At 74.7% G+C, this 15,189-nt stretch carries 10 protein-coding genes; 7 read left to right on the forward strand and 3 right to left on the reverse strand.

Annotation, left to right across the window (positions count from 1 at the left end):
• The first annotated feature begins 9 nt into the window (after positions 1–9).
• Entirely contained in the window at positions 10–615 is a 606-nt protein-coding gene (locus ACWDBB_RS16160) for a TetR/AcrR family transcriptional regulator (protein WP_449790170.1), read from the forward strand.
• Between the two features lie 316 nt (positions 616–931).
• Positions 932–2,551 (forward strand): alpha/beta hydrolase, encoded by a 1,620-nt coding sequence (locus tag ACWDBB_RS16165; protein ID WP_449790171.1) that lies wholly within the window; start codon positions 932–934, stop codon positions 2,549–2,551.
• 368 nt (positions 2,552–2,919) lie between these two features.
• Here ACWDBB_RS16165 and ACWDBB_RS16170 read toward each other — a convergent pair whose 3' ends face one another.
• Positions 2,920–3,651, reverse strand: coding sequence for an ABC transporter ATP-binding protein (locus ACWDBB_RS16170; RefSeq protein WP_449790172.1), 732 nt, complete (start codon positions 3,649–3,651; stop codon positions 2,920–2,922).
• 417 nt (positions 3,652–4,068) lie between these two features.
• Here ACWDBB_RS16170 and ACWDBB_RS16175 point away from each other — a divergent pair, with 417 nt between their 5' ends.
• From ACWDBB_RS16175 to ACWDBB_RS16185, 3 genes are all read left to right on the forward strand, one after another.
• Entirely contained in the window at positions 4,069–7,392 is a 3,324-nt protein-coding gene (locus ACWDBB_RS16175; RefSeq protein WP_449790173.1) for an FtsX-like permease family protein, read from the forward strand.
• Positions 7,389–10,229 carry a hypothetical protein gene (locus ACWDBB_RS16180; protein WP_449790174.1) on the forward strand — a complete coding sequence of 947 codons (2,841 nt, stop codon included), beginning with the start codon at positions 7,389–7,391 and terminating at the stop codon, positions 10,227–10,229. Before ACWDBB_RS16175 ends, ACWDBB_RS16180 begins: the two co-directional genes overlap by 4 nt.
• A 238-nt stretch (positions 10,230–10,467) precedes the next feature.
• Positions 10,468–11,454, forward strand: coding sequence for an ABC transporter ATP-binding protein (locus tag ACWDBB_RS16185; RefSeq protein WP_449790175.1), 987 nt, complete (start codon positions 10,468–10,470; stop codon positions 11,452–11,454).
• A 64-nt stretch (positions 11,455–11,518) separates the two neighbouring features.
• Here the strand turns inward: ACWDBB_RS16185 and ACWDBB_RS16190 are convergent, their stop codons facing one another.
• Together ACWDBB_RS16190 and ACWDBB_RS16195 are read right to left on the reverse strand one after the other, a co-directional pair.
• Positions 11,519–11,701 carry a hypothetical protein gene (locus ACWDBB_RS16190; protein WP_449790176.1) on the reverse strand — a complete coding sequence of 61 codons (183 nt, stop codon included), beginning with the start codon at positions 11,699–11,701 and terminating at the stop codon, positions 11,519–11,521.
• Positions 11,702–11,866: 165 nt separating this feature from the next.
• Positions 11,867–13,417 (reverse strand): AMP-binding protein, encoded by a 1,551-nt coding sequence (locus ACWDBB_RS16195; protein WP_449790177.1) that lies wholly within the window; start codon positions 13,415–13,417, stop codon positions 11,867–11,869.
• 182 nt (positions 13,418–13,599) lie between these two features.
• Here ACWDBB_RS16195 and ACWDBB_RS16200 point away from each other — a divergent pair, with 182 nt between their 5' ends.
• Both ACWDBB_RS16200 and ACWDBB_RS16205 read left to right on the forward strand, forming a co-directional pair.
• Positions 13,600–14,226, forward strand: a complete 627-nt coding sequence (locus tag ACWDBB_RS16200) for an AAA family ATPase (protein ID WP_449790178.1) — start codon at positions 13,600–13,602, stop codon at positions 14,224–14,226.
• A 139-nt stretch (positions 14,227–14,365) separates the two neighbouring features.
• Positions 14,366–15,115 (forward strand): thioesterase II family protein, encoded by a 750-nt coding sequence (locus tag ACWDBB_RS16205; protein ID WP_449790179.1) that lies wholly within the window; start codon positions 14,366–14,368, stop codon positions 15,113–15,115.
• Positions 15,116–15,189: the final 74 nt, after the last annotated feature.

The following is a 15,189-nucleotide window of genomic DNA, read 5'->3' on the forward strand; positions in this document are numbered from 1 at the left end:
AAAGGGGGGATGCGGCGAAACGAGGACCAGAAGCGGGACGATGCGGGGCGGCCGGACCGGCGGACGGTGTTGGCCGACGCCGCGATCGGGGTGCTGGCGGACCTCGGCGTGCGCGGACTCACCCACCGGGCGGTCGACGCGGCGGCCGGGCTGCCGGTCGGAACCACCTCGGCCTACCTGCGGACCAGGCAGGCGCTGCTCACCGCGCTGGTACGGCGGCTGGTGGAGCTGGACCAGGGCGAGCTGCACACCATGGGGGAGCGGGTGCCGGTCCGGTCGGAGGCGGAACTGGCCGAGGGGATCGCCGAGTTGATGCGGCAAAGGTTGTCCGGCGACGGTCGGCGGCGCTCGCTCGCCCGGTACGCCTGCGCGGTGGAGAGCGTGCGCGACCCCGAGCTGCGCGAGATCCTCGTCCCGCGCGAGAACGCCGGGCGCGCCGCCGTCCGCGCCTTCCTCGCCGCTCGGGGCGTGGGTGACCCCGACGGTCGGACCACCACGCTGCTGGCCTGCGTCGACGGCCTGGTCTTCGAGCACCTGGTGGGCGGCGGCGGGCCCGGTGCCGACGCGATCCAGGGGCTGGTGGCGGCCGCCCTGCGGGGAGCGCCCGCGAGCTGAGTGCCGGGCGGTACCGGTGCGGCTCGACCGCGAACTCCCGGACGGCCACACAAAAGTGGTGCTCCCGGGGGGCGGGGCGCGCGGGGAATCGTCCGGGGTGGCCCGGCCTGCCTTCGCCGAACCCGGACGGTCGACGGCCGATCGGCGACTCGGGATGACCGGGCATCAAGTCAATCAACCGTCAAGTTGGTTCATTCACAGAATGTTTCGTGATGTGGTGCCTCTCGGTTAGATGAATTACGCCGCCCGCAGGTCTTCCCACGGAGATCTCCGGCTGACAGGCTGGGGCCGCCCTTTTCAGTACCGAGGAGGTTCCTTGTCCCGCATATCCACGTTGGCCGGAGCGGTCACCTGCGCCCTCGCACTTGTCACCGGCACCGCCGTCGCCGCGTCGGCCGCGCCCTTCGACCAGGCCCCCGGCCTGGCCGAGGCGAAGGTCGACCCCGTCGCCTGGACGCCGTGCAACCCCGACCCGAGCAAGCCGGACCCCGGCATCTACGACTGCGCCGTCTACCCCGTGCCGCTGGACTACGACAACCCCTCGGGTGAGAAGGTCGGCATCGCCATGATGCGGCGGCGGGCGAGCGACCCGTCGAAGCGGATCGGTTCGCTGTTCCTCAACCCCGGTGGCCCGGGCGGCAGTGGCTACCTGTGGGCGACGACCACCCGCTTCGGCGCAGAGGTGCAGTCCAAGTTCGACCTGGTCGGCTTCGACCCGCGCGGCGTGGCTCGGAGCAACCCGCTCAAGTGCTTCAAGACCCAGGAGGACGCCGACGCGGTCACCAACCGCATGATCGGCGTGCCCGTCACCAAGGCCGAGATCGACGAGACGCTGGACGCGGACCAGGACTACAGCGACGCGTGCAGCAAGAACGCCGGCCCGCTGATCGAGCACATGTCGACCATCAACGTCGTGCGCGACCTCGACCGGATGCGCCGCGCCGTCGGTGACTCCCAGCTCACCTTCGCCGGGTTCTCCTACGGCACCCTGATCGGGTCGACGTACGCCAACATGTACCCGAACAAGGTCCGCGCGATCATCGTCGACGGCAACGTCGACCCGAACCTGCGCCTGCACAACGGCATGGAGTACGACCGCCAGCGGGCGAACGGCTTCGAGATCGCCCTGGACGAGTTCCTCAAGCGCTGCCAGGCCGCCGGCGCCCCGCGCTGCGCCTTCGGCGACGGCGACACCAGGGCCAAGTTCGACCAGCTCCGGGACCACCTGCGGACCAGCCCGATCACGCTGCCGGGCGGCGCCAAGGTGACGCTGAGCAGCTTCACCGGCGAGGTGGCCAGCGCCCTGTACTCGCAGGCCAAGCTGGCCCCGCTGGCCAAGTCGCTCCAGGCGACCTACCAGCAGTTCCAGAAGCCGGCCGCGGCCGCGCTGCTGGCCCCGCAGGCGAACGTCTCGGACGAGGACGCCAAGCTGCTCTCGGTGGAGGTCCCGCGGACGGCGCTGCGGGAGGCCCCGGTGGACTCCGAGTACACCGCGGACGACTCCTACCTGGCCGTCAACTGCCAGGACAAGCCGTACCCCTCCAACGACCGGGTGTTCGCGACCGCGGCCAAGGCGTGGGAGAAGGACATGCCGACCTTCGGCCGCTACCAGGCCTTCGACGCGCCGGCGTGCGCGAGCTGGCCGGCCCCGGCCCGGGACGCCGAGCGCTTCTCCGGCCCGTGGAACAAGAAGACCTCCAACACCGTGATGGTGATCGGCAACCTCTACGACCCGGCCACCCAGTACAAGTTCGCCCAGCGGATGCAGCAGGAGCTGGGCAACGCCGTGCTGGTCAGTGTCGACTCGATCGAGCACTGTGCCGTGGGCCGCAGCAAGGCGCTGAACCAGCTCGTCACCCGCTACCTGGTGGACGGCACCGCGCCGGCCGCCGGCCAGCTGCTGAAGCCGGACGCGGAGATCTTCCCGGCGGTCTGACGGAACGGCCCCCGGTGACCGTGGGGGCGGCTTGACGGTCGTGGTGGTCGGCGGTGCTGCCGGCCACCACGACCCTGCTTTTCCGGCGATTTCCCGGAGGGTGCGGAAGGTCCGCGGAATGCGGTGGTGGATCGTCATCGAACCTCCGGCGGAGCGGATTTCCCGTGAGTCGTCGATGACCGTAGCCCATGCCACTGACAATCGGGTTCCGCTGCGGTGTCGAAGGCCAGACCGCCGATTGACCAGTAGGAATGACGCTCGGTCGCACCGAATTGCCATCGATCCGACCGGGCGTGGGGTCGCACCCCGCATCCCCACGCCCGTGCCCGTGGGCCCCGTGACCCGCCGGGGCCGAACTGCCCGCTCCGCTAGGCGGCCTGCTCCGCCCCCTCCTCGACGACCCGTCCGTCCCGGACCTCGATCACCCGGTCGGCGAGCCCCATCAGCGTCGGGTCGTGGGTGGCGACCAGCACGGTGACGCCCTCGCTGCGCACCACCGCGCGCAGCAGCTCCATGATCGCGCGGCCGGTCTCCGAGTCCAGCTGCCCGGTCGGCTCGTCGGCGATGATCAGGCTGGGCTCGTTGGCCAGCGCGCGGGCGATGGCCACGCGCTGCTGCTGGCCGCCGGAGAGTTCGCCGGGGCGCTGGTTGGCGTGGTCGGCCAGGCCGACCAGGGCGAGCAGGGTGTGCGCGCGCTCCTCGCGCTCGGCGGCGGGGGTCTTGCGCAGCCGCATGGGCACGCCGACGTTCTCGGCGGCGGTGAGCATCGGTATCAGCCCGAAGGACTGGAAGACGAAGCCGATCCGCTCCCGCCGCAGGGCGAGCCGGCCGTCCTCGTCCAGCCCGGCGAGGTCGATGCCGTCCAGCGCGATGCTGCCTCCGGTCGGTGTGTCCAGGCCGCCGACCAGGTTGAGCAGGGTGGTCTTGCCGGAGCCCGACCGGCCCTTGAGCGCGGTGAGTTCGCCGCGGCCGACGGTGAACGAGACGCCCCGCAGGGCGTGCACGGCCCGCTCGCCGCTGCCGAAGCTCCGGCGGAGGTCGGTCACGGCCACCATCGGCTGGGTGGCGGTGTCGGCGGTGGCGGCCTGGTGGTGCGTCATGCGGCGTCCCCCTGTGGGAGTGGCGGCCCGGTCGCGTCCGGGTCCCGTCCGGTTCTACGGATATGACTGTTCCGGCGTTCACGTTCCGGGCGGCACATCCGGGAAGCCGGTGTTCCGGGCCGAAGGAGCGCGCCGAGGCCGAATTTGTGAAGTGTGCATGGCATTCAACCGGGGGCATCCCCGGCCGGGATGTTACCAATGAACGGAATTTGCTCACCTCAAACTTGATTCGCGCAAGTCCCTTCCGTTCCTGGATCGAATCTGACAGCATCGTCCGCTATCCGGCGACCCATTGCCGGTGGTCAATGCGCCGGTGTGCTCGCGAAGTGTCCATCTGTGGCCGATTTGTACTCGGACCGGATCGATGGGCGGAGCCCGGAGGTGCAACCGGGGATGTGAATCCGGGGGAGGAACTTGATGCTCGGCTTCGTCGTGCGCCGACTGCGCGGGCGACTGCCGTTGGCTGCCGCCGTCCTGCTGGCGGTGCTGATCACCACGTCCGTGCTGACCGCCTTGGTGGCCTTCAACAGCAGTGTCGGTGAGGCAGGCCTGCGGCAGGCGCTCCAGGGGCCCGGTCACGCCCGGACGACGGTGGCGGTCACCGGTGAGCACGGCCTGGACCAGCGGGCGAAGGACGAGGCGGCGCTCGCCGCCTACCGGCAGAAGCTCTTCGGTGACCTGCCCGTGCACACCGACAGCGTGACGCGCAGCCGCTCCTACAGCCTGCCGGCGAACGGCACCCCGGCGAACGGCACCCCGGCGAACAGCACGGTGGCGAGCGGCGCCGCACCGAGCGGCACCGCCTCCGGCGCCCCCGGCGCCCAGCTCGACCTCACGGTCCTCGCCGACCTCGACCGCGGTCGGGTCCAACTGCTGGCCGGCACCTGGCCGGGCGCCGCGACCGGCCCGGTCCGGTCCACCGCGCCGGAGGTCGCCGTCCCACTGAGCCTGCTGCACCGGTTCGGCCTGGCCGAGCAGGCCCTGCCCGCCGAGGTCCGGCTCGTCGACCGGGCCGACAGCACGCCGCTGACCGTCCGGGTCACCGGCGTCTACCGGGCCACCGACCCGACCGCCCCGTACTGGCGGATCGACCCGGTCGGCGGCCACGAGATCGAGGTCGGCGGCTTCACCACCTACGGCCCGATGATGGTCGACCAGAGCGCCTTCACCACGGCCGGCCTGGTCCAGAGCGGCCGCAGCTGGTCGCTGGACGCCGACTTCTCCGGCATCGACCGGGCCGCCGCGCAGGCCCTCGGGGACCGCGCCCAGAGCCTCGGCGGGGAGCTGCGGACCGCCGCCTCCCTCGGCGCGAAGACCGAACTTCCCGACATCATGCACGAGTTGTCCGACAGCATGGTGGTCGCCCGGTCCACCCTGCTGATCGGCGCCCTCCAACTGGCGGTGCTCGCCGCGGCGGCCCTGCTGCTGGTCGTCCACCTGATCTCCGCGCGGCAGGAGTCCGAGAACGAGGTGCTCGCCGCGCGCGGCGCCTCGGCCCTCCGGCTCGGCTCCTTCACCGCCCTGGAGTCGCTGCTGCTGGCCCTGCCCGCGGCCGCGTTCGCGCCGCTGCTCACCCCGGCCCTGGTCCGCGCGCTGGGCGGCCTCGGCAGCTCCCACCAGGTCGCCCTGGACACCGGCATCAGCTGGTCGCTCTGGCCGGTGGCCGCGGCCTGCGCGTTCGCCTGCATCCTGCTGGCCACCGTGCCCAGCGTGGTGCGTGGCGTCGGTGCCGCCCTGCGCCGCCGGGCCGGCCGCCGGCAGGCCCTGGTCTCCGGCGTCGCCCGCAACGGCGGCGACCTCGCCGTGCTGGCCCTGGCCGTGCTCGCCTACCAGCAGCTCGACCAGTACGGTGGCGGGCTGTCCGCCGACTCCAGCGGCCGGCTCGACGTGGACCTGCTGCTGGTCGCCACCCCGACGCTCGCCCTTTGCGCCGGCACCCTCGTGGTGCTGCGGCTGCTCCCGTTCGTCGCCCGGTTCGGCGCCCGCGCGGCGGCCCGGGGCAAGGGCCTCGGCCCCGCCATGGTCGGCTGGCAGCTGGCCCGCCGGCCCGGCCGCGCCACCGGTCCCGTCCTGCTGCTCGTGATGGCCGTGGCCACCGGCGTGCTGGCGCTCGGTCAGCACGCCACCTGGACGGCCTCCCAGCGTGACCAGGCCGTCTTCGCCACGTCGGGCGGACTGCGCATCTCCGGCTCGCACAACGCCCAGATGGGCCAGGGCGGCCGCTACGGCAGCCTGCCCGGCGGCGACCGGCTGGTCCCGGTGGTGCGCGACGAGCAGCCGATGCAGGGCGGCGCCGGCGAGCTGCTGGCCGTGGACTCCGCGGCCTTCGCCTCACGCGTCCCGCTCCGCTCCGACCTGCTCGACGGCCACAGCGGCGCGGAGGTCTTCGGCACGCTCGCCACTCCCGCCCCCGCCTCCGCCATCCCGCTGCCCGGCCACCCGCTGCGGATCGACGCCGACATCGCGGTGAACCAGCAGGACCTGGGGTCCTCCTGGTCCGGCAGCCCGGTCCACCCAGAGGTCCGGCTGCTGCTGCGCGACCGTTTCGGCCTGGTCCACAAGGTCCCGTTCGGCGAGCTCCCGCTGAACGGCCGGGTCCGTGCCTCGATCCCGCTCGGCGCGCTGGTCGACGCCCCGGTGGGCTCGGTCGCCGCCCCGCTGACCGTGGTCGGCGCGACCGTCGGCTTCGGCGACCGCAGCACGGGCGAGGTCACCGTACGGAACCTGGCCGTCTCGGAGACGGCCGACGGCCCGTCGACCGCCGTCCCGGTGCCGGCCGGTACCGGGTGGACCCTCAAGCCCCCGGCGCCCCGCCCCGGTGTCAACAGCTCCCCGAAGGCCGAGCTCGCCTCCGAAGCGGCCACCGCAGACAGCCTGTTCACGGTGCGCTACCAGTCCGGCCGCGGCATCGGCGACTCCGTGCGCGCCGTGCTGAGCCCGGCCGGCGCCGCCCTGCCCACCGCCCTCAACGGCGTCGCCACCCGCGACTACCTGAAGGCCCTCGGGGCCTCGGTCGGCGACACCCTCCAGGTCCCGTTCAGCGGGGTCGTCGTCCCGGTCAAGGTGACCGGCGCCGTCGAGGCCGTGCCGGTGGCCGGCCGTCGGGCGCTGGTGCTGGACCTCGACTCGGTCGCCCGGATGCTGTCCGCCCAGGACCGCAACCTGCCGACCCGCACCGAGTGGTGGCTGCCCGCCGCCGGGCCGGGCGACCGCGCCCCGGCCGAGGCCGCCGCCGCCCTGCGCGGCGCCCCCGGCAGTCAGGACCTCGCGCTCTACGACGAGGTCTCCGAGGGCCTCCTCGGCGACCCGGTCGGCGCCGCGCCGCAGAGCGCGCTGATGGCCATCGCGATCGCCACCGCCGTGCTCGCCGCGATCGGCTTCGCCGCCGCCGTGGCCGGCTCCGCCCACGAGCGCTCCCGCGACTCCGCGCTGCTGCTCGCCCTGGGTGCCCCGCGCAAGCAGGTCGCCCGCACCGCCGCCATCGAGAACGCGGTGCTGGTCGGCCTCGGCGGCATCGTCGGACTCGCCCTGGGCGCCCTGCTCGTCCGGCTGATCGTGCCCTTCGTGGTGCTGACCCCGGCCGCCCGCCGCCCGGTGCCCGAGGCCGTGGTCGAGCTGCCGTACGGTCAGGCGCTGCTGTTCGCGGCCGCGATCGCCGTCGTCCCGCTGCTGTCGGCCTTCCTGATCGGGCGCCGGCGTCGAGACGTGGCCGCCCGGCTGCGCCACGTGGAGGAGATGTGACCACCAAGGCCGGCACCACCGCGCCCACCCCCGCGCCGGCGCCCGCACCCGCGCGCGCTCCCCGGCCCGCGCCCTGGGTCCGCACCCGGCTGCGCGCGATGCCGCTGGCCGCGCTGCTCACCGCGGCCCTCGCCTTCGTCACCGTCTTCCTGGCGGCCGCGTTCCCGCGCCTCGCGGACCGGGGCGCGGACACCGCGCTCCAGCAGTTCACGCGCAGCCTGGGCGCCAACGTGACCAATCTGGAGGTCACCTCGGGGACGGCCCCCGGCGACACCGCCACCGAGCTGGAGACCCTGCAGCAGAAGCTCGACGCCCAGATCGGACGGCGGTTGCCGCTGAGCCCGGTCGGCCGGGTCTTCGGCACCCGGGTGAAGAACGAGCGCTCGATCTTCAACCCCGGGTACACCCGCTTCTCCCCGAACGCCAACCCGGTGCTCGGCCTGTTCTACCTACACGGCCTCGCCGACCGGGTGACCCTGACCGCGGGCACCTGGCCGGGCCCTGCCCCGGCCGACGGCCCGCTGCCGATCGTGCTGAGCCAGCAGGCCGCCGAGGCCATCGGCATCAAGATCGGCGACGTCATCGAGAGCGGCACCGACGGGCCCGTCCCGCTGCGCAGCACCGTGACCGGCCTCTACCGGGTCAACGACCCCCAGGACCCGTTCTGGGAGGGGCTCGGCTGCCCGGCCAGGGCCTGCCTGGGCCTCAAGGGCGACGAAGCGTGGTACTGGACCAGCGGCTTCGTCGACGGCGGCAGCCTGACCGCGCTGAGCCGCTGGGGTTCGGTCGGCCAGAACTTCTGGCGGCTGCCCGTCGACGCCGGCTCGCTGCGCGCCGACCAGCTCGACCGGACCCGTCAGGCCATCGGCTCGTACACGGCCGGCCCCGGCATGACCAGCCTGATCGACACCACCCTCCGGGCCGACCTGCACGCCACCTCGCTGATGCCGGACGTCCTGTCCCGGGCCACCGACCGCTACCAGGCCGCGGCCCCGCTGGGCGCCATCGGCCCGGCCGGCGTCGCCGGCGTCGCGGTCGTGGTGCTCTGTCTGGCCGCGGCGCTCAGCACCGACCGGCGCACCGCCGAGATCCGGCTGCTCCAGGCCCGCGGCGGCTCGCGCAGCGGAGTGCTGCTGCGGCTGCTCGGCGAGGGCACGGTGACGGTCCTGCCCGCCGCCGTGCTCGGGACGGCCCTCGCGCTGGTGCTGCTGCCGACCCCGCGGTGGGTCGAACCGGTGCTCGTGGCGCTCGCCGTGACCCTGCTCGCGATCCTGGCCTTCCCGGCCCGGGCCGCGCTGCTCTGGCGCCGCCCGCGGGCCGCCGACGGTCGGCGCCGGATGGTCGGCGAGCTCGCCGTGCTCGCCGTCACCGCCGCGGCCGTGGCCGAGGTCCGCCGGCGCGGTGTCGGTCACCCGGGCGGCGGGGTGGACCCGCTGCTGGTGGCCGCCCCGCTGCTGCTCGCCGTCTCCGGCGGCCTGCTGCTGGCCCGGATCGAGCCGGTCGTGGTCGGCTGGCTGGCCGCACTCGCCGCCCGCGGCCGCGGACTGGTCGGATTCCTCGGCCTGGTCCGGGCCGCCCGCGACGACTCGGGCCGGCGCCGGCCCTCCGTACTGCCCCTGCTCGCCCTGCTGATCGCCGTCACCGCCACCGGGTTCGGCGCCACCGTGCTCGACACGGTGGACCACTCCCGGACGCGTGCCGGGCGGATCGCCACCGGCGGCGACGTGTCCGTCGGCGTCCCGGTCTACGCCAACCTGCCGGAGGCCTTCACCAAGGAGGCCGGCGAACTGCCCGGCGTCCGGGCCGCCACCGGCGCCTGGATCGAGGAGCGGGCCACCTTCATCGGCGGCGACCGGGACACCACCGACGCCATCCTGGTGGTGGTCGAGCCCGGCGCCTACGCGGAGATCTCCCGCACCGTCGGGGTCGGCGGGTACGACCCGGCCAAGCTGGCCGCCGCCCCGGGCGGCAAGGACGCCCCGGTACCCGCGCTGTTCAGCCAGGACCTGGCCAAACGCCTGACGGGGGGCGCGCCCCAGGTGCGCACGCCCAGCGGCAGCCAGATGACCACCACCGTCGCCGGGATCGTCACCGCCACCCCCGCCCTGCCGGACCCCGGCAAACCCTTCGTCGTGGTGCCGGCCGGCCCCGCCACCGAGCACCTGCCGGAGCTCAGGCGGGCGACCAGGGTGAACAAGTGGTTCGCCGTCGGCGACGTCGACCCGGACCGGGTGCGCGCCCTGCTGCGGGAGCGCGGCATCGGCAGCAGCACCCAGGTGTCGGGCATCGCCAAGCTGGTCAACGACGAGGCCACGGCGGCGGGAAGGACCAGCTCCGGCCTGCCCCCCGGCTACGTGGTGCACAGCAGCCGGGAGAAGACCGCCGAGCTGGCCGACGACCCGGTGCAGCTCGCCGCCGGACGGCTGTTCTGGTACGCGGGCCTCGCCGCCGCCGGGTTCGCCCTGCTGGCCGTGCTGCTGACGCTGCTGCGGGCCGCGCCGGACCGTACGGCGGTGCTCGCCCGGCTGCGCACCATGGGTCTGCGACCCCGGCAGGGCCTGGCGCTGATCATCGCCGAGGCGCTGCCGCAGACCCTGGCGGCGGCCGTCGGCGGCGGCCTGACCGCCGTCGCGGCGGTCGCCCTGCTCGGGGGCGCGTTCGACCTCTCGGCGCTGGTCGGCGCCCCGGTCGGCGAGACCCTGGCCCCGGCGCTGCTGCCGGTGCTGCTGCCCACCGCCGGCCTGACCCTGGTGGTCTGCCTCGGGGTGGTGCTGGAGACGCTGGTCGCCGGCCGGCGCCAGATCGCCTCCGAACTGCGGGCGGGGGAGCGGCAGTGAGGCCGGGAACGGCGGCGCGATCGGGAGCGGCGGTGAGGCCGCGAGCGGCGGTGAGGTCGGGAGCGGCGGTGAGGTCGGGAGCGGCGGTGAGGTCGGGAGCGGCGGTGGCCGGCGGCGCGGCGGGAAGGCCGCGACCGGTGGCCGGGAGCGGTGCACGGGCCGTGACGGCGGCGCCGACCGTCCGGGCAGTGGAGAACGGTGCGATGAAGCGGACAGTCGAGACAGGAGACGAGCGGTGATGAGCACTCCCCAGGAGCGGACGGTCGCCGAGACCCCCAGCCTCCAGGAGCTCCAGCAGCGGGCCCTGGCCGCCGCCGCGCCCAAGGCGCACGGCGAGGGCGCGGCCATCGTCTGCGACCGGCTGGTGCGGATCTTCAGCGCGGAGGGGGTCGAGGTCCAGGCGCTCCAAGGCCTGGAACTGACCATCCGGCAGGGCGACCTGGTCGCCCTGGTCGGCGCTTCGGGCAGCGGCAAGTCCACCCTGCTGACCATCCTCGCCGGCTTGGACGTGCCGACCGCCGGCACCGCCACGGTGGCCGGCTGCGACCTGCTGGAGATGTCCGTCAAGGAGCGGCTGCGCTACCGGCGCGAGGTGGTCGGCTTCATCTGGCAGCAGACCGCCCGCAACCTGCTGCCCTTCCTCACCGCCGCCGAGAACATCGCCCTGCCGATGCAGCTGCGCGGCCGCCGCTCGGGCGCCGGCGGGGCCAGGCAGCAGGCGGCCCGGGTCGCGGAGCTGCTGGAGGCGCTGGAGATCGGGGACCTCGCCCACCGCAGGCCCAACGAACTCTCCGGCGGCCAGCAGCAGCGGGTCGCGATCGCGGTGGCCATGGCCAACAACCCGCCGGTGCTGCTCGCCGACGAGCCCACCGGCGAGCTGGACTCGGAGACCGCGGGGGTGATCTTCGAGTCCTTCCGCACCGTCAACCGGGAACTCGGCGCCACCGTCGTGATCGTCACCCACGACCCGATGGTCGCGGGCGAGGTCCGCCGCACGGTCGCGATCCGGGACGGACGGACCGCCAGCGAGGTGCTGCGCCGGACGGTCACGGACGAGCACGGCGAGGAGTCGGTGAACGAGCGCGAGTACGTGATGCTGGACCGCGGCGGCCGGGTGCAGCTGCCGGTCAAGTTCCTGGAGTCGCTCGGCATGGAGCACCGGGTGGCCGTGGACCTCGCGGCCGACCACATCGAGGTCCGGCCGGACGATCTCGCCGGGCACTGAGCCGTACGGCCCAGTGCCCGGGGACGGGTGTCCGGGAGGCGGAGGCCGCCGCCTCCCCGGGGGGTCAGCCGTCGCCGCCCATCCGTTGGAAGAGGCCGCTGCCCTCGGCGTCCGCACGGAGGTCGGGCGGTGCCTCCTGCGCGGCGCGCTCGCCGCGGGAGGTGGCGGTGCAGAGCGCGAAGACGATCAGGGCACTGGCCGCCACGGCGAGGATGCCCAGTGCGGTCAGGACGCGGAGCCAGGTCAAGGAGTGCCTCCCGGGGGATGGTGCGGCCCACACCGACGTGCGCGACGCCGCCGGGGAGGTATCGGCAGGTCGGGGCGCACGGTCGAGTGCCCACGGACGGTTCTTCCCGCCGGGTGGCGCACGAGAGGCCGCACACGTGGGCGCTCGACGCACTCGTAGGGCGCGTCACGCCATGTCGCGCGCCCCAGTGGTGGCGGCCGCCCGTCCCGTCCCGCCGTCCACCCGGGCCCGCAGGGCGTCGAGGTCCGGTTTCCCGAGGCCGTTCAGCGGGATCGCGGGCAGCAGCAGGAGCGTGTCCGGGGCGCTCCGGCCGAAGCCGTGCGCCTGCCCCCACCGGCGCAGCTGCTCGGCCGTCAGCCGCGAGCCGGGCGCCAGCGCGACGGCGGCGTGCACCCGCTCCAGGCGGTCCGGGTCGGTGGTCGTGAACATCACCGCCTCCCGGACCTCGGGGTGGGTGCGCAGCGGCTCCTCGATCTCGCGGGGGAAGACGTGGCGCCCCTCGACGATCGCCATCGGGTCGCGCCGCCCGGCCACCGTCAGATAGCCGGCCGCGTCCAGGCTGCCCAGGTCGCCGGTGTGCAGCCAGCCGTCCCTGAGCACCCGCTCGGTCAGCTCCGGGTCGCGCCAGTAGCCGGCCATCGCGGTCGGCGTCCGCACGCAGATCTCCCCGGTGCGGTCCGGCGGCAGCTCGACGCCGTCCTCGTCCAGGATGCGCAGCCCGGTGTCCGGGTACGGGCGGCCGGCGGTGGTCAGCAGACGCGGTGCCAGGTGCTCGTCCGGGCTCAGCCGGGTGACCGGCCCGCACTCCGTCAGGCTGTAGGTCTGGTGCAGCACCCGGCCCAGCCGCCGGGTCCCCTCGGCCAGGCGCCGTGGCGCGGGCGCGCAGCCGGTGTAGCCGACCCGGCGCAGGCTACCCGTGTCCGTCGTGGGCAGCAGCGGATCGTCCAGCAGCCGGTACAGCAGGTGCGGGGGCAGGAACAACCGGGACACCCGGTGCCGCTCCACCGCGGCCAGTACGGCCCCGGCGTCGAACCCGTCCTGCATCACCACGGTGCCGCCCGAGGCCAGGGCCAGGTCCGCGGTGGTGCCGCCGCCGTGGCAGAGCGGGGTGCACAGCAGGAACACCGAGCCGGCCAGCAGCCGCGGGCGCGGCGGGCGCGCGAAGCGGCGCAGCACCCCCTTCGGGCGCCCGGTGGTGCCGCCGGTGAACTTCACCGCCATCACGTCCTCGGGTCGGTAGCGGGGTTCCAGCGGGGCGGGGGAGCAGGCCGCGGCGAGGTCCAGCAGGTCCGTGCCGAGCCCGAGCGGCGAGGGCCCCAGGGCGAGTAGGACGGCCGAGGGCACGGCCCGCGCGATCCCGTCGGCCGCCGCCGCGCACCGGACCGGGTCGAAGACCAGTGCGGAGGTTCCGACGAACTGCGCCTGCGCCACCTGCTCCGCGACCGGCCACTCCGGGAACGGCAGCGCGACCCGGCAGCCCAGCAGGTTCGCGGCCAGTCGCACCAGCAGCGCCTCCGGCCGGTTCCCGGCCAGCACCGTCACGCCGTCCCCGCGCCCGAGCCCGGCCCGCTCCAGGGCCCGGGCGACGCGGTGCACCAGGTCCAGGCAGCGCTGCGCGCTCCACGCCTCGTCCCCGTAGCGGATCGCCACCCGGGCGGGATCGCCCGCGAGCCCGTCCAGCACCAGCGCGGTGTACGTCGGAGCCGCCTCGGCCATGGCCCCTCCTCCTGTATGACGGGGCGTCAGCCTAGTGGATGGCCGGTCCCACGGATGCACTGCGGCGACCGGGGCCCCACCGGCACCGACAGGCGCGCGTGGGCGGGGGTGAGCGGTGTCGGCGGCTGTTGTTAGGGTTCCCGGTCGGACGTGAACGGGGGCTCGGGCTGGTGGGCGGCGAGGTGGAAGCGGATGCGGTCGTGGCGCCGCGCGGCGTGGTCGATCTGCGGGGCGAGGACGGGGCGGGGTTCGTCACCGTCTACCCGGCCGACGCCGTCGTGGTGGTGTCCGGGCTGCCCGGGGCCGGGAAGAGCACGCTGCTGCGGCGCTGGTCCGGGGTGGCCGTCCGGGCCGTGGACCCACGGACGGTGCACGAGGCCTGCGAGGCCGTGATGCCGGCCGCCCTGCCGTACGCGGTGTACCGGCCCTGGGCCCGGCTGGAGCACTTCCGGCTGCTGCGCTCCTCGGTGCGCGGCGGTGGTCCGCTGCTGGTGCACGACTGCGGCAGCCGTGCCTGGATGCGGCGCTGGCTCGCCCGGGAGGCGAGCCGACGGGGCCGCGAACTGCACCTGGTGCTGCTGGACGTCGGTGCCGCCACCGCGCTGGACGGCCAGCGGGCCCGCGGCCGGCACGCCTCCACCCGGGTCTTCGCCCGCCACCGTCGGGGCCTGGAGCGGCTGCTGGCCGACTTCACCCGGCACGTGCGCTCCGGCGGCCCGATCCCGACGCCCGAGGCCTCGTCCGTGCTGCTGCTGGACGCCGTCTCCCGCTCCCGCGCCGAGGCGGTGCGCTTCGGGCCCGCCGGCTGACCACCGGCCACGGGCGGGGCCGCCACGGGCGAGAACCGGCCTACCCGGGGTCCATGATCGCCGGTTGGCCCCGCGGCGGTGCCCGGCACTGCCAGACTGGGGCCGGCAGTGTTCGACACCGAGAGAGGCCACACCCCGCATGTCCAGCGCCGTCGTCGAGAATCCGTGGTTCCGCAGGTTCAACCCGTCCGACTCCGCGCCCGCCCGGATCGTGATCTTCCCGCACGCGGGCGGCTCGGCCAGCTACTACCTGGAGTACGCCAACGCGCTGGCGCCGCACGCCGACGTGCTCGCGGTCCAGTACCCGGGCCGGCAGAACCGCATCTCCGAGCCGACGATCCGCTCGGTGGCCGGTCTCGCCGAGGAACTCGCCCGGGAGCTGCGGGAGTGGGCGGACCGGCCGCTCGCCTTCTTCGGGCACAGCATGGGTGCGGCCGTGGCCTTCGAGACCGCCCGCTGCTTCGAGCGTGACGGTGTGAAGGGCCCCGACCGGCTGTTCGTCTCGGCCTGCCGCGCGCCCCTGCTGGCCCGGACGAGCAGGATCCACCAGCTCCCGGACGACGAACTGCTCGCCGAGATCTCCGCGCTCGGCGGCACGGACGAGCGGGTCCTCGCCGTCCCCGCCCTGCGGGAGTTGATCCTGCCGAGCCTGCGGGCCGACTACACGGCGATCGAGACCTACCACAGCTCCCCGGATGCGACCGTGTCGCTGCCGATCACCGCCCTGGCCGGGGAGTCCGACCCGAACGCCGATGTCCACCAGGTCGGCGAGTGGGAGCGGCACACCACCGGCGCCTTCGACCTGCGGGTCTTCCCCGGCGGGCACTTCTACCTGGCCGACCGGACCGCGGACGTGGTGGAGGTGCTCACCGCGCACCTGCGCGGCTGAGCCGGTCCGCTCGGGCACACCCGGGGCGCTCGGGCGACGGCGACGGCGGCGGGGGCCGGCAGCGGCCGGCGGTG

The organism is Kitasatospora sp. NPDC001095 (assembly GCF_053598615.1).

Bases quoted from the DNA above. Each gene is read 5' to 3' on its own strand.
- ACWDBB_RS16205 (WP_449790179.1), top strand. From the start codon at position 14,366: ATGTCCAGCGCCGTCGTCGAGAATCCGTGGTTCCGCAGGTTCAACCCG.
- ACWDBB_RS16160 (WP_449790170.1), top strand. From the start codon at position 10: ATGCGGCGAAACGAGGACCAGAAGCGGGACGATGCGGGGCGGCCGGAC.
- ACWDBB_RS16170 (WP_449790172.1), bottom strand. From the start codon at position 3,651: ATGACGCACCACCAGGCCGCCACCGCCGACACCGCCACCCAGCCGATG.
- ACWDBB_RS16175 (WP_449790173.1), top strand. From the start codon at position 4,069: ATGCTCGGCTTCGTCGTGCGCCGACTGCGCGGGCGACTGCCGTTGGCT.
- ACWDBB_RS16185 (WP_449790175.1), top strand. From the start codon at position 10,468: ATGAGCACTCCCCAGGAGCGGACGGTCGCCGAGACCCCCAGCCTCCAG.
- ACWDBB_RS16195 (WP_449790177.1), bottom strand. From the start codon at position 13,417: ATGGCCGAGGCGGCTCCGACGTACACCGCGCTGGTGCTGGACGGGCTC.